Consider the following 25,140-nt stretch of genomic DNA (forward strand, 5'->3'; position numbering starts at 1 on the left):
AAATGCCCGGCTAGCCGGGCATTTTTGCTTAACGCGCTGGTGCTTCCAGCGGTTCCTGTTCAGGGACTGGCGTTGTCTCGACGCTGTCGACCTCTTTCTGAATCTGGTCAAGCATCGAGCCTGGGCGCGCGGGCTGTTCAGGTGGCGTCTGCGGCTGGCTCTGCACCGGCGTCACGCTGGTGTCACTGCCTTGGCCAAGGATGGCCTCGTCACGGCTGACACCCGGCATGAAGTCGCCAGACAGGCTGACCAGTTGGTCATTGCCGTTGAAAATCAGGCTGATGCGTTCCTGTTGGCGTTCACCGCCGCCGGGTTGCAGGCTATACAGATAATCCCAGCGATCGGTGTGGAATGTATCGACCAGCAACGGGTTGCCCATGATAAACCGTACTTGCCGCCGGGTCATTCCGGGGCGCAACTGGTCTATCATATCCTGCGTGACGACATTTCCCTGCTGGATGTCGATTTTATAAACCCCGGGGAACGAGCAACCGGCGAGTGCGAGCAGTCCCACAAGTGTGAAACTGGTTAGCAAGAGCTTGGTGTTTTGCATCGGTGGGCGACTTCCACTATCTTGGCTGGGTCAACAAACCCCGATCATACCTGCATTAAGAGAAGCTGCGAAGCAGCGTCTGCGAGAAAGCTGACCATGGTTGAAAATAGCGAACTACGTAAAGCAGGACTCAAGGTGACCCTTCCGCGGGTCAAGATCCTTCAAATGCTCGATTCTGCCGAGCAGCGCCACATGAGTGCCGAGGATGTCTACAAGGCTCTGATGGACGCCAGTGAAGATGTCGGTCTGGCCACGGTTTACCGTGTTCTGACCCAATTCGAAGCGGCAGGTCTGGTGGTGCGCCACAACTTCGACGGCGGTCATGCGGTCTTCGAACTGGCAGACGGCGGCCACCACGACCATATGGTCAATGTGGACTCCGGTGAGGTCATCGAATTCTTCGACGAAGAAATCGAAGCCTTGCAAAAGGCCATCGTTGAGCGTCACGGCTTTGATCTGGTCGATCACAATCTGGTGCTCTACGTGCGCAAGAAAGCCTAAACCTTTCTTCGTACAGCAAAAAAGGCCCCTTGCCGATTCGTTCGGCAAGGGGCCTTTTGGTTTTTTGGGGCGTTCAGTTTTTCTGGCTGAGTATCATTTTCTTCGCATGGGCCAATGACTCCTTGGTCAGGTCAATACCGCCCAGCATCCGCGCCACCTCTTCGATGCGCTCGTGCTTGCCGAGCTTTGATACCGCAGTGCGCGTCGCATTGCTGTCACGGGCCTTGTGCACGAACAGGTGCTGATGGCCCTGCGCTGCCACCTGGGGCAGGTGGGTGACGGTGATGACCTGGCCGCGCTCGCCCAGGCGGCGCAGCAATTGACCAACAATTTCTGCCGTCGGGCCACCAATGCCCACGTCGACTTCATCGAATACCAGGGTAGGAATCCGCGAGGTCTGAGCGGTGATGACCTGAATGGCCAGGCTGATCCGTGACAGTTCACCGCCGGAAGCGACTTTTGATAAAGGCTTGAGTGGCTGACCCGGGTTGGCGCTGACCAGCAGTTCGACCTGTTCAAGGCCGTAAGGCAGCAGGTCAGCCCCGGTATTGGCCTTGAGCTCGATGTTGAAGCGGCCGCCGGGCATGCCCAGGCGGTGGATCTCCTGTTCCACTGCATGGGCCAGTTCGCTCGACGAGTGGCGCCGCAGGTCGCTCAGTTGCCGGGCTTTTTCCTGATAATGCCGGGCGTAGGCCGTCAGCTCGTTCTGCAGCCGCTCGATCGACTCGTCGCTGGCGTTGAGCGTTTCAATCTCATCGAGCAGCTTCTGATGCAGGGTAGCGACTTCATGGGGCTGGATACGATGTTTGCGTGCCAGGCTGTAGATGGCGTCCAGGCGCTCTTCGATCTGTTGAAGGCGGCCCGGATCGGCATCGAAGTGGTCGAGAAAACGATTGAGTTCGCCCACGGCCTCTTCAACCTGGATCTGGGCGCTGGACAGCAGGTCGGTGGCCTCATTGAGTGGTGTCGAATTGCCGCTCACGCTGGACAGGCGATTGAGGCTGTTGGTCAGGGCGTGCAGGACGTTGCCCGAGTCACTTTCGCTGCATTGTTCGATAACCTGACGGCAGATGCTCAGCAGGCTCTCGGCGTTGGTCAGGGTCTTTTGATCCTGCTCGAGCTGCTCGAGCTCGTTTTCACCAAGGCTGAGATTCTCCAGCTCTTCGAGTTGATAGCTGAGCAACTGGTGGCGCGCGCGTTGTTCATCACCTGAACTGGACAGGCGCTCCAGCTCGGCGCGTGTCTGGCGCCAGCGCTGCGAGGCCAGTTGTACCTGGCGGGCCAGATCGGTTGCGCCCGCATATTCGTCGAGCAGGCGCCGGTGAGTATCGCTTTTGAGCAGCGACTGGTGTTCATGCTGGCTGTGGATGTCGATCAACAGCTCGCCCAAGGCTTTCAAGTCGCCCTGTGGGCATGGCGTGCCGTTGATGTAGGCGCGTGAACGACCTTCAGCAGTGATGACCCGGCGCAGAATGCACAGTGCCTCGCCCTCCAGGTCTCGCTCCTTGAGCCAGGTCTGCGCCTCAGGGATCTTGCTCAGGTCGAACGTGGCCAAAATATCGGCCTTGTCGGCGCCAGGGCGAACCACGCCGCTGTCGGCGCGGTCACCGAGGGTGAGGCCCAGGGCGTCGAGCATGATCGACTTGCCGGCGCCGGTTTCACCCGTGATGACGCTCATGCCGCGATCAAGCTCCAGATCGAGGTGTTCGACGATGGCGTAGTTGTGTACCGAAAGATGAACCAGCATGCAGCGGCTCCAGAACGATTCTTCTGGTTATTTATACAGTGTTTTGTTTCGGCCTGACAATGCCCGTCTCCAATTCGTAATGACTGGTCGTCGGACAGGCCTGCAATTGCCTGATGCGCAAGGTGGATTGGCGGGCTGGCGGTTTTTGCTTTTTACCCTGCACTTCGTGGTGTGCTCCCCTTGAAGCTGGAAATTCCGCTCCCATATAAGGGGCAGAAGCGCGAGTTGGGATCGCGGACGTTTTGGAGAGGAGAGAAGTATGGCTGACGAACAGAATCTGGATACGCACGCTCAGGGGCAGGCCGCACAGGCTGAAGCCGGGGATGATCTGGCGACCCGCGTGCAAGTGCTCGAAGAGCAACTCGCCACCGCGCAGGACCAGTCCCTGCGAGCCGTTGCGGATCTGCAGAATGTCCGCCGCCGTGCCGAGCAGGACGTTGAAAAGGCGCACAAGTTTGCGCTGGAAAAATTCTCCGCCGACCTGTTGCCGATCATCGATAGCCTTGAGCGTGGCCTGGAGCTGTCCAACCCGGACGACCAGAGCATCCGTCCGATGCGTGAAGGCATCGAACTGACCCTCAAGATGTTTCAGGACACGCTCAAGCGCTATCAGCTGGAAGCCGTTGATCCGCATGGCCAGCCGTTCAATGCTGAACAGCACCAGGCGATGGCAATGGAAGAGAACGCCAACGTCGAGCCCAACACCGTACTCAAGGTCTTCCAGAAGGGCTATCAGCTCAATGGCCGCCTGCTGCGCCCGGCCATGGTCGTGGTCAGCAAGGCGCCTTCGCCGGCCACGCCCTCAATTAACGAGCAGGCTTGAAATCGTCCGGGCAGCCCCCATTTAAAGGTCAAGCGTTTAAGTGCTACCGCAATCTGTGAACCCGGTTGCGGCAACCAATCAAAAGTTTCGGGAGAGTCAAGATGGGCAAAATTATCGGTATCGACCTGGGGACCACCAACTCCTGCGTCTCGATTCTGGAAGGCGGCAACGTCAAGGTCATTGAAAACGCCGAAGGTGCGCGTACTACCCCTTCGATCATCGCCTACGCCAACGATGGCGAAATCCTGGTCGGTCAGTCGGCCAAGCGTCAGGCGGTCACCAACCCGCACAACACGCTGTACGCAGTAAAGCGTCTGATCGGCCGTCGTTTCGACGAGGGTGTCGTACAGAAAGACATCCAGATGGTCCCTTACAAGATCACCAAGGCTGACAACGGCGACGCGTGGGTTGAAGTCAATGGCCAGAAAATGGCTCCGCCACAGATCTCGGCTGAAATTCTCAAGAAGATGAAGAAAACCGCCGAAGACTACCTCGGCGAGACCGTGACTGAGGCGGTGATCACCGTTCCGGCCTACTTCAACGACAGCCAGCGTCAGGCGACCAAGGACGCCGGCCGTATTGCGGGTCTTGACGTCAAGCGGATCATCAACGAACCGACCGCAGCCGCGCTGGCATACGGTATGGACAAGGCCAAAGGCGACCACACGGTGATCGTTTATGACCTCGGTGGTGGTACCTTCGACGTATCGGTCATCGAGATCGCTGAAGTCGACGGCGAGCACCAGTTCGAAGTATTGGCCACCAACGGTGACACGTTCCTCGGTGGTGAGGACTTCGATATCCGTCTGATCGACTACCTCGTCGACGAATTCAAGAAAGAAAGCGGCATCAACCTCAAAGGTGATCCGCTGGCCATGCAGCGCCTGAAAGAAGCCGCTGAAAAAGCCAAGATCGAGCTGTCTTCCAGCACCCAGACCGACGTCAACCTGCCGTACATCACTGCAGACGCCACCGGTCCAAAGCACTTGAACGTGAAAATCTCGCGTTCCAAGCTGGAGTCGCTGGTTGAAGACCTGGTGCAGCGCACCATCGAGCCTTGCCGTACTGCTCTGAAAGATGCCGGTATCGACATCGGTGCGATCAACGACGTGATTCTGGTCGGTGGCCAGACCCGTATGCCGCTGGTGCAGAAGCTGGTTGCCGAGTTCTTCGGCAAGGAAGCTCGCAAGGACGTCAACCCGGACGAAGCTGTTGCCATGGGCGCCGCCATTCAGGGCGCGGTTCTGGCCGGTGACGTCAAAGACGTGCTGCTGCTGGACGTCAGCCCGCTGACCCTGGGTATCGAAACCATGGGTGGCGTGATGACTGCGCTGATCGAGAAGAACACCACCATCCCGACCAAGAAGTCGCAAGTGTTCTCTACCGCTGACGACAACCAGAACGCCGTGACCATTCACGTGCTGCAAGGTGAGCGCAAGCAGGCGACCCAGAACAAATCGCTGGGCAAGTTCGACCTGGCCGAGATTCCGCCGGCGCCACGTGGCGTTCCGCAAATCGAGGTGACCTTCGACATCGACGCCAACGGCATCCTGCACGTCGGCGCGAAAGACAAGGCTACCGGCAAGCAGCAGTCGATCGTGATCAAGGCCAACTCCGGTCTGTCCGAGGAAGAAATCCAGCAGATGGTGCGTGATGCCGAGGCTAATGCCGAGGAAGACCGCAAGTTCGAAGAGCTGGCCTCGGCCCGTAACCAGGGTGATGCGCTGGTGCATTCGACCCGCAAAATGATTGCCGACGCCGGTGACAAGGTCACTGCTGAAGAGAAAACTGCGGTAGAAGCGGCTGTCGCTGCGCTGGAAGTGGCAGTGAAGGGCGACGACAAGTCGGTCATCGATGCCAAGGTTGAAGAGCTGTCCAAGGTCTCTGCGCCAATCGCGCAGAAGATGTATGCCGAACAGGCTGAAGCTCCGGAAGCCGCTGCCAAGCCGGCTGAAGGCGCGGCCAAGGCTGATGACGTTGTCGACGCCGAGTTCGAAGAAGTCAAAGACCACAAGTAAGCGCAGGCTCACTTGCAACCCGGTTGACCGCTGTATCGCGGTCGCTGGTAGGATGTCGCCGCGCGGGAGCTTGCTCCCGCGTTGGCGTGTCTGGGATAGACGATTTTTTTATGGCTTGTGCGCTGTGCTGCGCAAGTCCTGTGGCAAGGCCGCGGTGCTCCTGCAGTGCGGCTTGTTCTGCCGCTTTTCGCGGCCCTTTGCGGCCGTTGAACGAAGACCAGGATCGTTGAATTGACGTGAGTTGGGTCCGGGCCTGTATTGGGCTCAACGAGTCTGGCCAGGCTCAGGAGGGTTTGGCCGGGCGTCCTCAAGAGTGCGGAAGAATTATGGCGAAGCGTGATTATTACGAAGTATTGGGGGTCGAGCGCGGCGCCAGCGAGGCCGAGCTGAAAAAAGCTTATCGCCGCCTGGCGATGAAGCATCACCCTGACCGTAACCCTGATGACAAAGCATCGGAAGAGCTTTTCAAAGAGGCCAACGAGGCCTACGAAGTGCTGTCCGATACCAGCAAGCGTGCGGCCTACGACCAGTACGGCCACGCCGGTGTCGACCCGAGCATGGGTGGCGGCGGTGGCGGCTTTGGTGCCGGTGGCGCGAACTTCTCGGATATTTTCGGTGATGTGTTCAGCGACTTCTTCGGTGGTGGCGGTCGTGGTGGCGCGCGTGGCGGTCCACAGCGCGGCAGCGACCTGCGCTACACCCTTGAGCTGAATCTGGAAGAAGCGGTTCGCGGTACAACCGTGAATATTCGTGTGCCGACGCTGGTCAATTGCAAGCCGTGCGACGGCAGCGGTGCCAAGAAAGGCTCCTCGCCTGTCACGTGTCCGACCTGTGGCGGCATTGGTCAGGTGCGCATGCAGCAAGGCTTCTTCTCGGTGCAGCAGACCTGCCCGCGCTGCCATGGCCAGGGCAAGATCATTTCTGATCCGTGCGATTCCTGCAATGGCGAAGGCCGGGTCGAAGAGTACAAGACCTTGTCGGTCAAAGTGCCTTCGGGGGTCGATACCGGCGATCGCATTCGCCTGTCTGGCGAAGGTGAGGCGGGGCCGCAAGGTGGTCCGAATGGCGATCTGTACGTTGTCATCAATGTTCGCGAGCACCCGATTTTCCAGCGCGATGGCAAGCATCTGTTCTGCGAAGTGCCAATCAGCTTCACTGATGCAGCCTTGGGCGGCGAGCTTGAAGTGCCGACTCTTGAAGGGCGGGTCAAGCTGAAGATTCCTGAGGGCACCCAGACCGGCAAGCAGTTCCGTCTGCGTGGCAAGGGTGTGGCTCCAGTGCGTGGCGGTGGTCCGGGTGACCTGATGTGTCGGGTCGCCGTCGAGACGCCGGTCAACCTCAGCAAGCGCCAGCGTGAATTGCTGGAAGAGTTCCGCGAGTCGCTGCAAAGCGACGAATCACATTCGCCCAAGGCCAGTGGCTGGTTCGAAGGTGTGAAGCGGTTCTTTGGCGACTTGTAAGGCCACCAACCAGAAGCCCTCGTGAGAGCGTCGCTTTCCCGAGGGCTGGCAGGAGCAGAATATGCGACGTATAGCTATTACCGGTGCCGCTGGGCGCATGGGCAAGATTCTTATCGAGGCGGTTGGTCAGGCGCAGGGTGCCGGGCTTACCGCAGCAGTTGATCGTCCTGACAGCACGCTGGTTGGTGCTGATGCCGGCGAGCTGGCTGGGCAGGGGCGCATTGGTGTGCCGCTGTCGGGCGACCTGGCTCGTGTGGCGGAAGAGTTTGATGTGCTGATCGACTTCACTCACCCATCGGTAACCCTGAAGAACCTGGCGTTTTGCCGCAAGGCTGGCAAGGCCATGGTCATCGGCACCACGGGTTTCAGCGCCGAAGAAAAGCAGCGTATCGAAGAGGCGGCCAAGGACATTCCGATTGTCTTTGCGGCCAACTACAGTGTCGGTGTCAACCTGTGCCTGAAGTTGCTGGATACCGCCGCGCGGGTGCTGGGGGATGAGGTCGATATCGAGATCAGCGAGGCGCACCATCGGCACAAGGTCGACGCACCGTCGGGTACCGCGCTGCGTATGGGTGAGGTGGTTGCCGCTGCGCTGGGCCGCGATCTCGATAAGGTGGCGGTGTATGGTCGTGAAGGCCAGACAGGCGCTCGTGATCGGCAGACCATTGGTTTTGCGACCACCCGTGCCGGTGACATTGTCGGTGATCATACCGTGCTGTTTGCCGCTGATGGCGAGCGTGTGGAGATTACCCACAAGGCTTCCAGCCGGATGACCTTTGCCCGTGGTGCGGTGCGTGCTGCGCTGTGGCTGGACGGCAAGATACCCGGCCTGTATGACATGCAGGACGTGCTCGAACTGCGTTGAACCGCTGTCACTTTTCGTGAAAAAAACAGGCCGTTCTTGATTCTTTGCTCAGTGATGGCCTTGTTTAACCAGTCTTGGGCCGATTGGTGGTAGACCAAAACAGCCCTTTTCTGTAAGCTACAGCTTTAGTGTGTCCACTAAAAGCGCGCAGATGAATCTATCCAAGAAAGCGGGGTGACGTATCGAAACGTCACTCCGCTTTTTTGCAACCTGCGAACGCCCTTTCAGGCTTTAACTACGGGAGGTCTTCTTGACTAAGCCAGCCATACTCGCCCTTGCTGATGGCAGCATTTTTCGCGGCGAAGCCATTGGAGCCGACGGCCAGACCGTTGGAGAGGTGGTGTTCAACACCGCAATGACCGGCTATCAGGAAATCCTTACCGATCCTTCCTATGCCCAACAAATCGTTACCCTGACCTACCCGCATGTCGGCAACACGGGCACCACGCCTGAAGACGCTGAGTCTGATCGTGTATGGTCGGCTGGCCTGGTCATTCGTGACCTGCCGCTGGTGGCCAGCAACTGGCGTAACAAGCTGTCGCTGCAAGACTATCTCAAGGCCAACAACGTGGTGGCCATTGCCGGGATCGACACTCGCCGCCTGACCCGCATCCTGCGTGAGAAGGGCGCTCAGAACGGCTGCATCCTGGCCGGCGACAACATCAGCGAAGAAGCGGCGATTGCTGCTGCGCGTGGTTTCCCTGGCCTCAAAGGCATGGACCTGGCCAAGGTTGTCAGCACCAAAGAGCGTTACGAGTGGCGCTCCAGTGTCTGGGAACTGAAAACCGACAGCCATCCGGAAATTCCGGCGGCCGATCTGCCTTACCATGTCGTGGCGTTCGACTATGGCGTCAAGGTCAATATCCTGCGCATGCTGGTGGCTCGCGGCTGCCGCGTCACCGTGGTGCCTGCCCAGACCCCGGCCAGTGAAGTGCTGGCGCTTAATCCTGACGGCGTGTTCCTGTCCAACGGCCCTGGCGATCCAGAGCCTTGTGACTACGCCATCGCTGCCATCAAGCAAGTGCTGGAAACCGAAATTCCGGTGTTCGGTATCTGCCTGGGTCACCAGTTGCTGGCCCTGGCTTCGGGCGCCAAGACCGTCAAAATGGGGCATGGCCACCACGGCGCCAACCACCCGGTCCAGGATCTGGACACTGGTGTGGTCATGATCACCAGCCAGAACCACGGTTTTGCGGTAGACGAAGCGACCCTGCCGGGCAACGTTCGCGCCATCCACAAATCGCTGTTCGACGGTACCCTGCAGGGTATCGAGCGCACCGACAAGAGCGCGTTCAGCTTCCAGGGTCACCCTGAAGCCAGCCCTGGCCCGACTGACGTGGCGCCACTGTTCGACCGCTTTATCGATGCGATGGCCAAGCGTCGCTGACCGGTTGCCTTGAGAATGAAGTAATCAGGTGTCAGGGTGGCCCCGGCAATCTCTGTAGCAGGAGTTGCGCCAGGCGCTGCCACCCGGTACCGCAATGAATTGATCAAGACGGCTTGCCGACTGACCTGCGGATTTGAGTGACAACCCATGCCAAAACGTACAGACATTAAAAGTATCCTGATTCTCGGCGCCGGCCCCATCGTGATCGGCCAGGCCTGTGAATTCGACTACTCCGGCGCCCAGGCCTGTAAAGCCCTGCGCGAAGAGGGTTACCGGGTTATCCTGGTGAACTCCAACCCGGCCACCATCATGACCGACCCGGCCATGGCGGACGCGACCTACATCGAGCCGATCAAGTGGCAGAGTGTTGCCAAGATCATCGAGAAAGAGCGTCCAGATGCCGTATTGCCGACCATGGGCGGCCAGACTGCACTGAACTGCGCTTTGGACCTGGAGCGCGAAGGCGTTCTGGAAAAGTTCGGCGTGGAAATGATCGGTGCCAATGCTGACACCATCGACAAGGCCGAAGACCGTTCGCGTTTCGACAAGGCCATGAAGGCCATTGGCCTGGCCTGTCCGCGTTCCGGTATCGCCCATTCCATGGAAGAAGCCAACGCGGTACTGGAGACGCTGGGTTTCCCTTGCATCATCCGCCCGTCCTTCACCATGGGTGGCACCGGTGGCGGTATCGCTTACAACCGTGAAGAGTTCGAAGAAATCTGCGCCCGTGGTCTGGATCTGTCGCCAACCAAGGAACTGCTGATCGACGAATCGCTGATCGGCTGGAAAGAGTACGAGATGGAAGTTGTCCGTGACAAAAAGGACAACTGCATCATCGTCTGCTCCATCGAAAACTTTGACCCGATGGGCGTGCACACCGGTGACTCGATCACTGTGGCACCTGCACAGACCCTGACCGACAAGGAATACCAGATCCTGCGTAACGCCTCGCTGGCGGTGCTGCGCGAGATCGGCGTTGAGACCGGTGGCTCCAACGTTCAGTTCGGTATTTGCCCGAACACCGGCCGTATGGTCGTGATCGAGATGAACCCGCGTGTTTCGCGTTCCTCGGCGCTGGCTTCCAAGGCAACCGGTTTCCCGATCGCCAAGATCGCGGCCAAGCTGGCTGTGGGTTACACCCTCGACGAGCTGCAGAACGACATCACTGGCGGCAAGACCCCGGCGTCTTTCGAACCGTCGATCGACTACGTCGTGACCAAGCTGCCGCGCTTTGCGTTCGAGAAGTTCTCCAATGCCGACGCTCGCCTGACCACTCAGATGAAGTCGGTGGGTGAGGTCATGGCCATTGGTCGTACCTTCCAGGAGTCCCTGCAGAAAGCCCTGCGCGGTCTGGAAGTCGGTGTCAGCGGTCTGGATCCGAAACTGGACCTGAGCCACCCGGAAAGCATGAGCACGCTCAAGCGTGAACTGACCGTTCCAGGTGCTGAGCGTATCTGGTACGTCGCCGATGCGTTCCGTGCCGGTTTCAGCGTTGAAGACATCTTTGGCATGAACATGATCGACCCTTGGTTCCTGGTGCAGATCGAAGATCTGATCAAGGATGAAGAGAAGATCAAGACCCAGGGTCTGTCGGCCATCGACCGTGACCTGATGTTGCGCCTCAAGCGCAAAGGCTTCTCCGATGCCCGTCTGGCCAAGCTGCTGGGCGTGACCGAGAAGAACCTGCGCACTCACCGCCAGAAACTGGAAGTGTTCCCGGTTTACAAGCGCGTTGACACCTGTGCGGCCGAGTTCGCCACCGACACTGCGTACATGTACTCCACGTACGAAGAAGAGTGCGAAGCCAATCCTTCGACGCGCGACAAGATCATGATCCTCGGTGGCGGTCCGAACCGTATCGGCCAAGGTATCGAGTTCGACTACTGCTGTGTACACGCGGCCCTCGCGCTGCGTGACGATGGCTATGAAACGATCATGGTCAACTGCAACCCGGAAACCGTCTCCACCGACTACGACACCTCTGATCGCCTGTACTTCGAGCCAGTGACCCTGGAAGACGTGCTGGAAATCGTCCGTGTCGAGAAGCCAAAAGGTGTGATTGTCCAGTACGGCGGCCAGACGCCGCTGAAACTGGCGCGTGCCCTTGAAGCAGCCGGCGTGCCGATCATCGGCACCAGCCCTGATGCCATCGACCGTGCTGAAGACCGTGAGCGCTTCCAGCAGATGGTTGAGCGCCTGAACCTGCGCCAGCCACCAAACGCCACCGTGCGCAGCGAAGACGAAGCGATTCGTGCAGCGGCCAAGATCGGTTACCCGCTGGTGGTGCGTCCATCCTATGTATTGGGTGGCCGTGCGATGGAAATCGTCTATCAGGAAGAAGAGCTCAAGCGCTACCTGCGCGAGGCCGTTCAGGTCTCCAACGACAGCCCGGTGCTGCTCGATCACTTCCTCAACTGCGCAATCGAGATGGACGTCGATGCTGTCAGCGACGGCACCGATGTGGTGATCGGTGCGATCATGCAGCACATCGAGCAAGCCGGTGTTCACTCCGGTGACTCGGCCTGTTCGCTGCCGCCGTACTCGTTGCCGGCCCATATCCAGGACGAGATGCGCGACCAGGTCAAGAAGATGGCCCTTGAGCTGGGTGTCGTCGGTCTGATGAACGTGCAGTTGGCGTTGCAGGGCGAGGACATCTACGTCATTGAAGTGAACCCGCGTGCTTCGCGTACCGTGCCGTTCGTTTCCAAGTGCATCGGTGTATCCCTGGCAATGATCGCAGCCCGTGTCATGGCCGGCAAAACCCTGAAAGAGCTGGGCTTCACCAAGGAAATCATTCCTGACTTCTACAGCGTCAAGGAAGCGGTGTTCCCATTTGCCAAGTTCCCGGGTGTTGACCCGATCCTCGGCCCGGAGATGAAATCCACCGGTGAAGTGATGGGCGTGGGCGACACCTTCGGCGAGGCATTTGCCAAAGCCCAGATGGGTGCCAGCGAAGTGCTGCCAACGGGTGGTACTGCGTTCATCAGCGTGCGTGACGACGACAAGCCGCTCGTGGCGGGTGTCGCCCGTGACCTGATCAACCTTGGTTTCGAGGTAGTCGCTACCGCTGGTACTGCCAAGCTGATCGAAGCTGCGGGCCTGAAGGTGCGCCGGGTCAACAAGGTGACCGAAGGTCGCCCGCACGTTGTCGACATGATCAAGAACGACGAAGTGACTTTGATCATCAATACCACCGAAGGCCGTCAGTCGATCGCTGACTCCTACTCCATTCGTCGCAATGCGCTGCAGCATAAGATCTACTGCACAACCACCATTGCGGCTGGCGAAGCGGTCTGTGAAGCGCTCAAGTTCGGTCCGGAAAAGACCGTGCGTCGCTTGCAGGACCTCCATGCAGGAATGAAAGGATGAGTACCAAGTACCCAATGACCGTCGAGGGCGCTCGTGCGCTCGAAGAGGAACTGGCCCACCTGACCAAGGTGGTCCGGCCAAAACTCAGTCAGGACATCGGCGAAGCACGCGAGCTGGGTGACCTGAAGGAAAACGCCGAATACCATGCCGCCCGTGAGCAGCAGGGCATGGTTGAAGCGCGCATCCGTGACATCGAAGGCCGCATGCAGAACGCTGTGATCATCGATGTCACGACCATCCCGCATACCGGTAAGGTGGTGTTCGGCACTACCGTGGAAATCGCTAACGTCGAAACCGACGAAAGCGTGATCTACAAGCTTGTAGGTGAGGATGAGGCAGATGCCAAGCAGGGCAAGATTTCTGTCACTTCGCCAATTGCACGCGCGTTGATCGCCAAGCAAGAAGGTGACACCGTGGTGGTGAAGGCCCCCGGTGGTGATGTTGAGTACGAAATCATCGAGGTTCGTCACATCTGACACCTCGGGCCAGTACCGATGTAACAGGCAGGCTGTTCATCCTCAGGGGTGAGCGGCCTGTTTCATCTATCCAGTCCCGATTTTCAGGCAGCTTGCTGCGCAGTGTCCTCGGACCCTGTAAGGTAGCTGAATGAAGGTTTTGCCAAGTGGGTGAAGCAGGCCGACCGTTGGTCGAAGGGTAGCAGGGCGCGCGATTGCGGCCCTGACGATGCGCGAATCAGCCGGCGCGATGAACGTTGGAAAGGTTCTTGTTCGGCTTGGGATTCTTGCGGTAGATCAGTGCCATCTTGCCGATGACCTGAACCAGCTCTGCCGAGCCGCTCTTGCACAGCTCTGCGATGCTCTGCAGTCGGCTTTCGCGATCCAGGATGTTGAGCTTGATCTTGATCAGCTCGTGGTCGTTCAGAGCGCGTTCAAGCTCGGCGAGCACACCTTCGGTCAAACCATTGTCAGCCACGATCAGAACCGGCTTGAGGTGGTGGCCAATGGATTTGTACTGTTTCTTCTGCTCTTGAGTGAGCGGCATAATCTGACCCCTGCGTCTGGTCTGGTGAAAAACGGCGGCTAGTTTACCCGAGCAAGTCCGAGACCGCCCATATAATCGCGACCCGTTTAAAATTGAGGTGCCCTGTGGCCCGTTCCAAATCAAGCCAAGGCTGGCTTAAAGAACATTTCGACGATAAATACGTGAAGATGGCGCAAAAAGACGGCTATCGTTCGCGCGCCAGTTACAAGCTTCTGGAGATCCAGGAGAAGGACAGAATCATTCGTCCAGGCATGACCGTGATCGACCTGGGAGCGGCCCCGGGCGGCTGGTCTCAGGTCACCAGTCGGCTGATTGGTGGTCAGGGCAAGCTGATCGCTTCGGACATTCTGGAAATGGACAGCATTCCGGATGTCACTTTCATTTGCGGCGACTTTACCCAGGACGCCGTGCTGGCGCAGATCCTCGAGGCGGTAGGTAATACGCAAGTAGACCTTGTTATTTCCGATATGGCCCCCAATATGAGTGGATTGAGCGCTGTGGATATGCCTCGTGCCATGTTCCTCTGTGAGCTGGCGCTGGACCTGGCGGGGCGTGTGTTGCGTCCAGGTGGCGATTTCCTCATCAAGATTTTCCAGGGTGAGGGCTTCGATACCTACCACAAGGACATCCGTCGGCTGTTCGACAAGGTGCAGATGCGCAAGCCGTTGTCATCGCGCGACCGGTCTCGCGAGCAATACCTTCTGGCCCGTGGCTTCCGTGGTCTGGAGGGTTCGGCCAGCGAAGAGCGTCTTTGATCCTGTGCCGGGCGCTTTTGGTATGGTGCGATAGTTTTTTTCAAATGGCGTGCAGATGTCGCCTGAATGAACATCTTGTAGCTAATGTTTCACAAAGGGTTACAGACGGCGCCTGCCACATTGGGGGGTTCTGTAGTAAGTTAGGGCGGTGATTATCATGCGAGGCACGCTTGCTGCGTGGAGCTTGCTTCAGAGGGTAGCTAATTGAACGATATGGCAAAGAATTTGATCCTGTGGTTGATCATCGCGGCTGTCCTGGTGACGGTGATGAACAACTTCTCCAGCCCGAACGAGCCGCAGACCCTCAACTACTCCGAATTCATCCAGCAGGTGAAGAGCGGCAAGGTCGAGAAAGTCTCTGTGGACGGCTATGTCATCACAGGCAAGCGCAGTGACGGCGATACCTTCAAGACCATCCGCCCTGCCATCCAGGATAACGGCCTGATCGGTGATCTGGTCGACAACAACGTGGTCGTCGAAGGTAAACAGCCTGAGCAGCAGAGTATCTGGACCCAGTTGCTGGTGGCCAGCTTCCCGATCCTGGTGATCATTGCTGTCTTCATGTTCTTCATGCGGCAGATGCAGGGCGGCGCCGGCGGTAAGGGCGGGCCGATGAGTTTCGGCAAGAGCAAGGCGCGCCTGCTCTCGGAAGATCAGGTCAAGACGACCCTGGCCGACGTTGCAGGTTGTGACGAAGCCAAGGAAGAAGTCGGCGAGCTGGTCGAGTTCCTGCGTGATCCGGGCAAGTTCCAGCGCCTGGGCGGTCGGATCCCGCGCGGCGTACTGATGGTCGGTCCTCCGGGCACCGGTAAGACCTTGCTCGCCAAGGCCATTGCTGGTGAAGCCAAGGTGCCGTTCTTCACGATTTCCGGTTCAGACTTCGTCGAGATGTTCGTCGGTGTTGGTGCCAGCCGGGTCCGTGACATGTTCGAGCAGGCCAAGAAGCATGCGCCATGCATCATCTTCATCGACGAAATCGATGCGGTCGGTCGTCATCGCGGTGCCGGTATGGGCGGTGGTCACGATGAGCGCGAGCAGACCCTCAACCAGTTGCTGGTAGAGATGGACGGCTTCGAAATGAATGACGGCATTATCGTCATTGCAGCGACCAACCGTCCCGACGTTCTTGACCCGGCGCTGCTGCGTCCAGGCCGCTTCGACCGTCAGGTGGTCGTCGGTCTGCCGGATATCCGTGGTCGCGAGCAGATTCTCAAGGTCCACATGCGCAAAGTGCCGATGGGCGAGAACGTCAATCCGGCAGTGATCGCACGCGGTACGCCTGGCTTCTCTGGTGCCGACCTGGCCAACCTGGTCAACGAAGCGTCACTGTTTGCTGCGCGCAGCGGCAAGCGCCTGGTCGAAATGAAAGAGTTCGAGCTGGCCAAAGACAAGATCATGATGGGCGCCGAGCGCAAAAGCATGGTCATGTCCGAGAAAGAGAAACAGAACACCGCTTATCACGAAGCAGGCCACGCGATCGTTGGTCGTCTGGTGCCGGAACATGACCCGGTCTACAAGGTTTCGATCATCCCGCGTGGTCGTGCCCTCGGTGTCACCATGTTCCTGCCTGAAGAGGATCGCTACAGCCTCTCCAAGCGTGCGCTGATCAGCCAGATCTGCTCGCTGTATGGCGGCCGTATCGCTGAGGAAATGACCCTGGGCTTCGATGGGGTTACCACCGGCGCCTCCAATGACATCATGCGCGCCAGCCAGATTGCCCGGAACATGGTGACCAAGTGGGGTCTGTCCGAGAAGCTTGGCCCGCTGATGTACACGGAGGACGAGGACTCAGGTTACCTGGGGCGCGGTTCGAGCCAGAACACCAGTTTCTCCGGTGATACGGCCAAGCTGATCGACTCTGAAGTGCGCAGCATCATCGATCTTTGTTATGGCACGGCCAAGCAATTGCTGACCGATAACCGTGACAAGCTCGATGCCATGGCTGATGCGCTGATGAAGTACGAGACCATCGACAGCGACCAGATCGACGACATCATGGCCGGTCGCACGCCGCGTGAGCCTCGTGATTGGGAAGGTGGTTCCGGTACCAACGGTACGCCAATTCCCGAGCCCCGTCCTGAAGCGCCTATCGGCGGCCCTGCTGCCGATCATTAAGGTCTGACATGACTTCAACGCTGTATCCGACCCGGTTGCCTTGCGGCAACCGGGTTCTTGATTTGGCCCGGACGCATGTCATGGGCATTCTGAATGCGACTCCCGACTCTTTCTCCGATGGCGGCCGCTACAGCCAGCTTGATGCTGCGCTGCGCCATGCCGAAGCGATGGTGCTGGCTGGTGCGACTCTGATCGATATTGGTGGTGAGTCCACTCGCCCCGGTGCGCCACCGGTCTCTGTGCCCGAAGAGCTGGAGCGGGTTGCGCCGTTGGTCGAGCGGGTCGCTCAAGAGCTGGATGTGGTGATTTCCGTCGATACCTCAACCCCTGAGGTGATGCTGGAAACCGCACGTCTGGGGGCGGGTCTGATCAACGACGTCCGCTCGCTGCGCCGTCCTGGTGCTCTGGAGGCGGCTGCGCAGACCGGTTTGCCGGTTTGTCTGATGCACATGCTGGGCGAGCCTGGCGATATGCAGGATAATCCGCACTATCGCGACCTGGTTCAGGAAGTCAGTGATTTTCTGGTCGAGCGTATGAAGCAGTGCGCAGCCGTCGGTATTGGCGCTGAGCGCATTATTCTCGACCCCGGGTTTGGCTTCGCCAAGACACTGGATCACAATCTCAGCCTGTTCAAGCACATGGAAGTTCTGCAAGCGTTGGGGCGCCCACTCTTGGTGGGTGTCTCGCGCAAGAGCATGATTGGCGGTGTGCTGGGGCGTGCGGTGGATGAGCGCCTGTATGGCGGTCTGGCCCTGGCGGCTCTGGCGATGAGCAAGGGCGCGCGGATCCTGCGTGTGCACGATGTTGCCGAGACGGTCGATGTCGTACGCATGATTACAGCTGTCGAGTCAGCTGAATAAGAACACTGTGGAGCACCCATGACTACCAAAAAATATTTCGGCACCGACGGCATTCGCGGTCGTGTTGGCCAGTACCCGATTACCCCTGATTTCATGCTTAAGCTGGGCTGGGCAGCGGGCATGGCGTTTCGCCGTATGGGCGCCTGCCGAATTCTGGTGGGTAAGGACACTCGTATTTCGGGCTACATGTTCGAATCCGCCCTGGAGGCCGGTCTTTCGGCTGCCGGGGCCGATGTCATGTTGCTCGGTCCGATGCCTACGCCGGCGATCGCCTACCTGACGCGCACCTTTCACGCAGAAGCCGGTATCGTGATCAGCGCATCGCACAATCCGCATTACGATAACGGCATCAAGTTTTTCTCGGGGCAGGGCACCAAGCTGCCTGACGAGATCGAAATGATGATCGAAGAGTTGCTGGATGCGCCGATGACCGTCGTGGACTCGGAGAATCTGGGCAAGGTGTCGCGGATCAACGACGCAGCCGGTCGTTATATCGAGTTCTGCAAGAGCAGCGTGCCGACGGGCACCAGCTTTGCCGGGCTGAAACTGGTGGTCGATTGTGCTCATGGGGCTACCTACAAGATCGCGCCCAGCGTGTTTCGCGAGCTGGGTGCGCAGGTCAGTGTTCTGGCTGCGCAGCCCAACGGCCTGAATATCAACGAAAACTGCGGTTCCACGCACCTTGAGTCATTGCAGGCCGCCGTGCTGGCCGAGAAGGCCGACCTGGGCATCGCCTTTGACGGCGATGGTGACCGGGTGCTGATGGTCGACCAGACCGGTGCGATAGTCGATGGCGATGAGTTGATGTACATCATTGCCCGCGACATGCATCAGCGTGATCGCCTCAATGGCGGTGTCGTCGGTACATTGATGAGCAATCTGGGGCTTGAGCTTGGGCTGGCCGAGCTCGGCATTCCATTTGTTCGGGCCAATGTCGGTGACCGCTACGTGATTGCCGAACTGCTGGAGCGCAACTGGCTGCTCGGCGGTGAGAACTCCGGGCATGTGGTATGTATGCAGCACACCACGACCGGGGATGCCGTTATCGCCGCGCTGCAGGTGTTGATGGCCCTGCGCCGTGCAGGTGAAAGCCTGGCTCAGGCGCGCCAGAAACTGCGCAAGTGCCCTCAGGTGTTGATCAATGTGCGCTTCGCTGGCGGCCTGGATCCGGTCGCTCATCCGTCCGTGCAGCAGGCTTGTGCCCGGGTAACCGACGAAATGGCCGGGCGTGGTCGGGTGTTGTTGCGCAAGTCCGGGACCGAGCCGCTGGTGCGTGTCATGGTCGAAGGTGAGGACGAAGTGCGGGTCCGGGCCTATGCCGAAGAACTGGCCAGGCTGGTCGATGAAGTTTGTTCCTGAAAACGGCTTGCCAGCTTTGAAATGGTTGGGTAAGATCTGCGCCCACTTTGACCGACGAGGTAAAGCATGCGTCGCCCTATGGTAGCTGGTAACTGGAAGATGCACGGTACCCGCGCCAGCGTCGCTGAGCTGGTCGAGGGACTCGCAGCGCAGGACCTGCCTGGCAGTGTTGATGTTGCAGTGATTCCTTCGAGTCTGCATATCGGTCAAGTGGTCGACGCGCTCCAAGGTACGTCGATCGTCGTGGGAGCCCAGGATGCAGCCGTTCAGGCTGAACAGGGCGCCCTGACAGGCGAGACGGCATCGGTTCAGTTGGTCGATGCAGGTTGTAAGCTGGTTCTGGTTGGTCACTCCGAGCGACGCCTTTTGTTGGGCGAGTCTGACGAAGTGCTCAATCGCAAGTTTGCGGCCATTCAGGCAAGTGGTCTGGTGCCGGTGTTGTGTGTTGGGGAAACTCTTGCACAGCGCGAGGCGGGTCAAACTCTTGAGGTGGTCGGGCAGCAGCTTGACAGTGTCATCAAGGCGTTTGGTATCCAGGCGCTGGTTAACGCCGTTGTTGCCTACGAGCCTGTATGGGCCATTGGCACCGGGTTGACGGCAACGCCTGAGCAGGCGCAGGAGGTGCACGCAGCAATACGTGCGCAACTGGCCGAAAATGATTCTGGGGTTGCACAAGGTGTGCGACTTCTCTACGGCGGCAGTGTAAAGGCGGCCAATGCGGCTGAGCTTTTCAGTATGCCGGATATCGATGGGGGGCTTGTTGGTGGAGCTTCCCTGAATGCAGATGAGTTCGGTGCGATCTGTCGCGCCGCGGGAAACTGACAATATGCTGGAAACAGTCGTAATCGTTTTTCATCTGCTGGGTGCCCTGGGTGTTGTAGCCCTGGTTCTGATGCAGCAGGGTAAGGGTGCTGAAGCAGGTGCTTCATTTGGTGCGGGTGCATCAAATACTGTCTTCGGAAGCCAAGGAAGTGCTACCTTTCTTAGTAAGTTTACTGCTATACTTGCAGCATGTTTTTTCTTGAGTAGCCTGGGTTTAGGTTACTTTGCTAAAGAAAAAGCTCAAGAGCTGAATCAGGTAGGTTTGCCAGATCCAGCGGTAATGGAAATCAAGCAAAAGCCGGCATCCGACGATGTTCCTATGCTTGACGGCCAGAAGCCCGCAGCTACTGTCCCAGCCGATGTTCCTCAGGCTCCGGAAAAGTAAGCAAGAATTCGACGATGCAGTTGATATCGTCAAAGTGTTGTAATGCCGAGGTGGTGGAATTGGTAGACACGCAACCTTGAGGTGGTTGTGCCCATAGGGTGTAGGGGTTCGAGTCCCCTTCTCGGTACCATATAAAACAAGATGGCCCGCATTAGCGGGCTTTCTTGTAGGTGGATGTTCGATTGACCTGTCAAGTAATCGATCGTATAATCCGCCCCCAGCTTTGTCGCGGGGTGGAGCAGTCTGGTAGCTCGTCGGGCTCATAACCCGAAGGTCGTTGGTTCAAATCCAGCCCCCGCAACCAGTTTTAGCGGAGCCCCTATCAAGGGGCTTTTTGTTAGCTGGACAGAACGGATCTCTCTAAAGATGCGATTTTTAGAGGTTTCCGAACATGACGTCGGTGTTCAGCGGCGTTTTCACTGATGGGCTTGTGCCCATTTTTTTATTTTCAAAGCATGCACGAGGGGGTTCAGATGTCGAGCAAGCTGGAACAGTTGCAGGCCATGCTGGCCCCAGTGGTCGAAGCACTTGGCTACACATGCTGGGGGATCGAGTTCGTTTCCCAGGGCCGGCATTCAATGCTGCGCATTTTTATCGATAAGGAAGGCGGCGTCCTGGTGGAAGACTGCGAAATCGTCAGTCGTCAGGTCAGTGGCATATTGGATGTAGAAGATCCAATCAGCTCTGAGTACACGCTGGAAGTGTCGTCTCCCGGCATGGATCGCCCACTGTTCACACTTGAACAGTTTGCTTTGCACACTGGGAACCAAGTGAAAATTAAGCTGCGTTCGCCATATGAAGGACGTCGCAACTTTCAGGGCCTTCTCCGCGGGGTGGAGGAGCAGGATGTCGTGGTGCAGGTTGATGACCATGAGTACCTGTTGCCGATCGACATGATCGACAAGGCCAACATCATTCCCACGTTTGACTGAAGACGTGCCAGATACTGCGGATCCCGCGGATCCAATGGCTTGCGAAAGGCGAGGCGTACGATGAGCAAAGAAGTACTGCTGGTTGTTGAGTCGGTGTCCAATGAAAAGGGCGTACCGGCGGGTGTTATTTTTGAAGCGCTGGAGCTGGCACTGGCTACCGCGACAAAAAAACGCTATGAAGATGAAGTCGATGTGCGTGTTGAAATCAACCGTCACACCGGCAATTACGAGACATACCGTCGCTGGACTGTGGTCGAGGACGAAGACCTTGATGATCCGGCACACCAGTACGCGGTAGATCAGGCCCAGGCGCACAAACCGGGCGCTGTGGCTGGCGAAGTCATCGAGGAGAAGATCGAGTCCATCGAGTTCGGTCGTATCGCCGCGCAGACCGCCAAGCAAGTCATTGTCCAGAAGGTTCGTGAAGCCGAGCGCGCCCAGGTGGTTGACGCTTACCGTGAGCGTCTGGGTGAAATTATTTCCGGCACCGTCAAGAAGGTCACGCGTGACAGCGTCATCGTCGACCTGGGCAACAATGCCGAAGCACTGCTGGCACGTGAAGACATCATCTCCCGTGAGACTTTCCGGGTTGGTGTCCGCCTGCGAGCGCTGCTAAAAGAAATCCGCACTGAGAACCGTGGCCCGCAGCTGATTCTGTCGCGTACTGCGCCAGAAATGCTGATCGAGCTGTTCCGTATTGAAGTCCCGGAGATCGCCGAAGGGTTGATCGAAGTGATGGCTGCTTCCCGTGATCCGGGGTCGCGAGCCAAGATTGCTGTTCGCTCCAAGGACAAGCGTATTGATCCGCAAGGTGCCTGTATTGGCATGCGCGGTTCGCGTGTCCAGGCTGTTTCGGGCGAATTGGGCGGTGAACGTGTGGATATCGTGCTGTGGGACGACAACCCGGCACAATTCGTGATCAATGCAATGTCCCCTGCTGAAGTGGCGGCAATCATCGTTGATGAAGACGCTCATGCAATGGACATCGCGGTTGGCGCGGACAACCTGGCTCAGGCCATCGGTCGTGGTGGACAGAACGTACGTCTGGCCAGTCAATTGACCGGCTGGACTCTGAATGTAATGACCGAGTCGGACATTCAGGCCAAGCAACAGGCGGAGACCGGAGACATCCTGCGCAATTTCATCGACGACCTTGAAGTCGACGAAGAGCTGGCTCAGGTTCTGGTCGACGAAGGCTTTACCAGCCTCGAAGAAATCGCCTACGTACCGCTGGAAGAAATGCTCAACATCGACGGCTTTGACGAGGACATCGTCAATGAGCTTCGTGCTCGCGCCAAGGATCGCCTGTTGACCAAAGCCATCGCTACTGAGGAAAAACTGGCAGACGCCCAACCAGCCGAAGACCTGCTCTCTCTTGAGGGTATGGACAAGGACCTGGCGATGGAACTGGCGGTGCGCGGCGTCCTGACCCGCGAAGACCTGGCCGAGCAGTCGATTGACGACCTGCTCGACATCGACGGCATCGACGACGATCGTGCCGGCAAGTTGATCATGGCCGCCCGTGCCCATTGGTTCGAGTAACAAGGCGCGGCCTGAGGAGAGAAGTGCATGACGCAAGTCACGGTGAAAGAACTGGCCAAGACGGTTGACACACCGGTAGAGCGCCTGCTGCAGCAGATGCGTGAGGCAGGTCTGCCGCACACCGCCGCCGAGCAAGTAGTGACCGATAACGAAAAACAGGCGCTGTTGGCGCATCTGAAAAGCGGTCACAAGAGCAAGGCGGAAGAACCGCGCAAGATTACCTTGCAGCGTAAGACCACCAGCACTCTGCGTGTGGCCGGTAGCAAGAGCATCAGCGTAGAAGTTCGCAAGAAGAAAGTTTTCGTACAACGCAGCGCTGAAGAAATTGAAGCCGAGCGCAAGCGCGAGCTCGATGAGCGCCGTGCAGCCGAAGCGGCTGTTCGTCAGAAAGCTGAAGCAGAAGAAGCCAAGCGTCGCAGCGAAGAAGATGCACGTCGCCCTGCGAACGTTGAAGCCAAGCCGCAGCCGGTGGCCGACAAGCCTAAGCCGGTCGAGGCAGCGGTCGAGCGTGCTGCTGCGCCTGAGCCTGTGCGTGAAGCACCGGTTGCAGCACCCGCCAACAACACCCCGGCGACCACGACCATTGAAGTGCGCAAGCGCGAAGAGCGTCGTCCCGAGAAGACCCATCGCAGCGAGGACCGTCCGGCCCGTGGCAATGGCGACGGCGAGCGCAAAGGCGCCGCCCACCGCCCTGCTGCCAAGGACAAGGCGCCAAATGCGCGCGTTGCACCGCGTACCTCCGATGAAGAAAGCGATGGCTTCCGTCGCGGTCGTGGTGGCAAGTCCAAGCTCAAGAAGCGTAATGCTCACGGCTTCCAGGCACCGACCGGTCCAGTCATCCGTGACGTGGCCATTGGTGAAACCATTACTGTCGGCGAACTGGCGGTGAAGATGTCGGTCAAGGCGGCCGAGGTCATCAAGTTCATGTTCAAGATGGGCACCCCGGTGACCATCAACCAGGTACTGGACCAGGAAACCGCGCACCTGATCGCTGAAGAACTGGGCCACAAGGTCACTCTGGTCAGCGACAACGCGCTGGAAGAGTCCCTGGCCGAGTCCCTGAAGTTCGAAGGTGAGACCTTCTCGCGTGCTCCGGTCGTTACCGTCATGGGTCACGTTGACCATGGTAAGACCTCGCTGCTCGACTACATCCGTCGTGCCAAAGTAGCGGCTGGCGAAGCCGGCGGCATTACCCAGCACATCGGTGCGTACCACGTTGAAACCGAGCGTGGCATGGTTACCTTCCTCGACACCCCTGGTCACGCGGCGTTTACTGCCATGCGTGCTCGCGGTGCCAAGGCGACTGACATCGTGATCCTGGTGGTTGCAGCCGACGACGGCGTGATGCCGCAAACCATCGAAGCGGTTCAGCACGCAGTAGCGGCTGGCGTTCCGCTGGTGGTTGCAGTGAACAAGATCGACAAGCCAGGCGCTGATCTGGACCGTATCCGCAGTGAGCTGTCGGTTCACGGCGTGACGTCTGAAGAGTGGGGCGGTGATACGCCGTTCGTTCCGGTTTCCGCGAAAATGGGTACCGGTGTTGACGAACTGCTCGAAGCCGTACTGCTGCAGGCCGAGGTTCTGGAACTCAAGGCTACGCCATCGGCCCCGGGTCGTGGTGTGGTGGTCGAGTCGCGTCTGGACAAGGGCCGTGGCCCGGTGGCCACCGTTCTGGTTCAGGACGGTACCCTGCGTCAGGGCGACATGGCTCTGGTGGGCTCCAACTATGGCCGTATCCGCGCCATGCTCGACGAGAACGGCAAGCCTGTGAAGGAAGCCGGTCCGTCGATCCCGGTCGAGATTCTCGGTCTGGATGGCACCCCGGAAGCCGGTGACGAGATGACTGTACTGGCTGACGAGAAGAAGGCCCGTGAAGTTGCGCTGTTCCGTCAAGGCAAGTTCCGCGAAGTCAAACTGGCTCGCGCCCATGCCGGCAAGCTGGAAAACATCTTCGAAAACATGGGCCAGGAAGAGAAGAAGACGCTCAACATCGTCCTCAAATCCGACGTCCGTGGTTCGCTCGAGGCGCTGCAAGGTGCTCTGGGCGGTCTGGGTAACGATGAAGTGCAGGTCCGGGTCATCGGTGGCGGTGTCGGTGGTATCACCGAGAGCGACGCCAACCTGGCACTGGCCTCCAACGCTGTCCTGTTCGGCTTCAACGTGCGTGCCGATGCCGGTGCGCGCAAGATCGTCGAGCAGGAAGGTCTGGACATGCGTTACTACAACGTGATCTATGACATCATCGAAGACGTCAAGAAGGCCCTGACCGGCATGCTTGGCAGCGATGTTCGCGAGAACATCCTCGGTGTTGCCGAAGTCCGTGACGTGTTCCGTTCGCCGAAGTTTGGTGCGATCGCCGGCTGTATGGTTATCGAGGGTACTGTCCACCGTAACCGTCCGATCCGCGTTCTGCGCGAAGACATCGTTATCTTCGAAGGCGAGCTGGAGTCGCTGCGTCGCTTCAAGGATGACGCCTCTGAAGTGCGTAACGGCATGGAATGTGGTATCGGCGTCAAGAGCTACAACGACGTCAAGGTCGGCGACAAGATCGAAGTCTTCGAGAAAGTCCAGGTGGCCCGCAGCCTCTAAGTCGCGGGTTTCGGGCACGGCGTTGTTACCGTGCCTTGAGCTGAACGCAACGCCCG

General features: G+C 58.6%; 20 protein-coding genes and 2 tRNA genes. 19 read left to right on the forward strand and 3 right to left on the reverse strand.

Features of this window, described 5'->3' with window-relative positions:
- Positions 1-28 precede the first annotated feature (28 nt).
- Positions 29-553, reverse strand: coding sequence for an outer membrane protein assembly factor BamE (locus tag PSCI_RS13800; protein WP_045487686.1), 525 nt, complete (start codon positions 551-553; stop codon positions 29-31).
- Positions 554-649: 96 nt separating this feature from the next.
- Here PSCI_RS13800 and fur point away from each other — a divergent pair, with 96 nt between their 5' ends.
- Complete coding sequence (gene fur, locus PSCI_RS13805) at positions 650-1,054, forward strand: ferric iron uptake transcriptional regulator (RefSeq protein WP_045487688.1); 405 nt, start codon at positions 650-652, stop codon at positions 1,052-1,054.
- A 73-nt stretch (positions 1,055-1,127) separates the two neighbouring features.
- Here fur and recN read toward each other — a convergent pair whose 3' ends face one another.
- Entirely contained in the window at positions 1,128-2,801 is a 1,674-nt protein-coding gene (gene recN, locus PSCI_RS13810; protein ID WP_045487690.1) for a DNA repair protein RecN, read from the reverse strand.
- Positions 2,802-3,060: 259 nt separating this feature from the next.
- Between recN and grpE the strand changes: the two genes are divergently transcribed.
- The 7 genes from grpE (at position 3,061) to greA (ending at position 13,199) form a co-directional block, all read left to right on the forward strand.
- Positions 3,061-3,624 (forward strand): nucleotide exchange factor GrpE, encoded by a 564-nt coding sequence (gene grpE / locus PSCI_RS13815; RefSeq protein WP_045487692.1) that lies wholly within the window; start codon positions 3,061-3,063, stop codon positions 3,622-3,624.
- 101 nt (positions 3,625-3,725) lie between these two features.
- The gene (gene dnaK / locus PSCI_RS13820; RefSeq protein WP_045487694.1) at positions 3,726-5,642 is read left to right on the forward strand and encodes a molecular chaperone DnaK; all 1,917 of its coding nucleotides are present in this window, start codon (positions 3,726-3,728) and stop codon (positions 5,640-5,642) included.
- Between the two features lie 326 nt (positions 5,643-5,968).
- On the forward strand, positions 5,969-7,102 hold the full coding sequence (gene dnaJ / locus PSCI_RS13825; RefSeq protein ID WP_045487697.1) for a molecular chaperone DnaJ: 1,134 nt from the start codon (positions 5,969-5,971) through the stop codon (positions 7,100-7,102).
- A gap of 61 nt (positions 7,103-7,163) precedes the next feature.
- Positions 7,164-7,967 carry a 4-hydroxy-tetrahydrodipicolinate reductase gene (dapB, locus tag PSCI_RS13830; RefSeq protein ID WP_045487699.1) on the forward strand — a complete coding sequence of 268 codons (804 nt, stop codon included), beginning with the start codon at positions 7,164-7,166 and terminating at the stop codon, positions 7,965-7,967.
- 250 nt (positions 7,968-8,217) lie between these two features.
- Positions 8,218-9,354: a glutamine-hydrolyzing carbamoyl-phosphate synthase small subunit gene (gene carA, locus PSCI_RS13835; protein WP_045487702.1), complete on the forward strand. Its 1,137-nt coding sequence runs from the start codon at positions 8,218-8,220 to the stop codon at positions 9,352-9,354.
- Positions 9,355-9,501: 147 nt separating this feature from the next.
- Positions 9,502-12,723 carry a carbamoyl-phosphate synthase large subunit gene (gene carB, locus PSCI_RS13840; protein WP_045487704.1) on the forward strand — a complete coding sequence of 1,074 codons (3,222 nt, stop codon included), beginning with the start codon at positions 9,502-9,504 and terminating at the stop codon, positions 12,721-12,723.
- Positions 12,720-13,199, forward strand: coding sequence for a transcription elongation factor GreA (gene greA, locus PSCI_RS13845; RefSeq protein WP_045487706.1), 480 nt, complete (start codon positions 12,720-12,722; stop codon positions 13,197-13,199). Before carB ends, greA begins: the two co-directional genes overlap by 4 nt.
- Before the next feature lie 217 nt (positions 13,200-13,416).
- On the opposite strand, the gene PSCI_RS13850 is transcribed toward greA, so the two are convergent.
- A complete protein-coding gene (locus tag PSCI_RS13850; RefSeq protein WP_045487708.1) occupies positions 13,417-13,725 on the reverse strand; it encodes a YhbY family RNA-binding protein in 309 nt (102 codons plus the stop codon).
- A gap of 104 nt (positions 13,726-13,829) precedes the next feature.
- On the opposite strand from PSCI_RS13850, the gene rlmE reads away from it, so the two are divergent.
- The 11 genes from rlmE (at position 13,830) to infB (ending at position 25,084) form a co-directional block, all read left to right on the forward strand.
- Entirely contained in the window at positions 13,830-14,480 is a 651-nt protein-coding gene (gene rlmE, locus PSCI_RS13855; RefSeq protein WP_045487710.1) for a 23S rRNA (uridine(2552)-2'-O)-methyltransferase RlmE, read from the forward strand.
- Positions 14,481-14,693: 213 nt separating this feature from the next.
- Entirely contained in the window at positions 14,694-16,595 is a 1,902-nt protein-coding gene (ftsH, locus tag PSCI_RS13860; protein WP_045487713.1) for an ATP-dependent zinc metalloprotease FtsH, read from the forward strand.
- An 8-nt stretch (positions 16,596-16,603) separates the two neighbouring features.
- Positions 16,604-17,455 carry a dihydropteroate synthase gene (folP, locus tag PSCI_RS13865; RefSeq protein WP_045487716.1) on the forward strand — a complete coding sequence of 284 codons (852 nt, stop codon included), beginning with the start codon at positions 16,604-16,606 and terminating at the stop codon, positions 17,453-17,455.
- Between the two features lie 18 nt (positions 17,456-17,473).
- Positions 17,474-18,814, forward strand: coding sequence for a phosphoglucosamine mutase (gene glmM, locus PSCI_RS13870; protein WP_045487719.1), 1,341 nt, complete (start codon positions 17,474-17,476; stop codon positions 18,812-18,814).
- A 66-nt stretch (positions 18,815-18,880) separates the two neighbouring features.
- Positions 18,881-19,636, forward strand: a complete 756-nt coding sequence (tpiA, locus tag PSCI_RS13875) for a triose-phosphate isomerase (protein ID WP_045487722.1) — start codon at positions 18,881-18,883, stop codon at positions 19,634-19,636.
- A gap of 4 nt (positions 19,637-19,640) precedes the next feature.
- Positions 19,641-20,021 carry a preprotein translocase subunit SecG gene (secG, locus tag PSCI_RS28645; protein ID WP_084709964.1) on the forward strand — a complete coding sequence of 127 codons (381 nt, stop codon included), beginning with the start codon at positions 19,641-19,643 and terminating at the stop codon, positions 20,019-20,021.
- A 44-nt stretch (positions 20,022-20,065) separates the two neighbouring features.
- Positions 20,066-20,151: transfer RNA gene (locus PSCI_RS13880), tRNA-Leu, on the forward strand.
- 97 nt (positions 20,152-20,248) lie between these two features.
- Positions 20,249-20,325, forward strand: a tRNA-Met gene (locus tag PSCI_RS13885).
- Between the two features lie 169 nt (positions 20,326-20,494).
- Entirely contained in the window at positions 20,495-20,953 is a 459-nt protein-coding gene (gene rimP / locus PSCI_RS13890) for a ribosome maturation factor RimP (RefSeq protein WP_045494307.1), read from the forward strand.
- 60 nt (positions 20,954-21,013) lie between these two features.
- On the forward strand, positions 21,014-22,495 hold the full coding sequence (nusA, locus tag PSCI_RS13895) for a transcription termination factor NusA (RefSeq protein ID WP_045487725.1): 1,482 nt from the start codon (positions 21,014-21,016) through the stop codon (positions 22,493-22,495).
- A 27-nt stretch (positions 22,496-22,522) separates the two neighbouring features.
- On the forward strand, positions 22,523-25,084 hold the full coding sequence (gene infB, locus PSCI_RS13900; RefSeq protein ID WP_045487729.1) for a translation initiation factor IF-2: 2,562 nt from the start codon (positions 22,523-22,525) through the stop codon (positions 25,082-25,084).
- Positions 25,085-25,140 lie beyond the last annotated feature (56 nt).

Source organism: Pseudomonas sp. StFLB209 (assembly GCF_000829415.1).
GTDB lineage: Bacteria > Pseudomonadota > Gammaproteobacteria > Pseudomonadales > Pseudomonadaceae > Aquipseudomonas.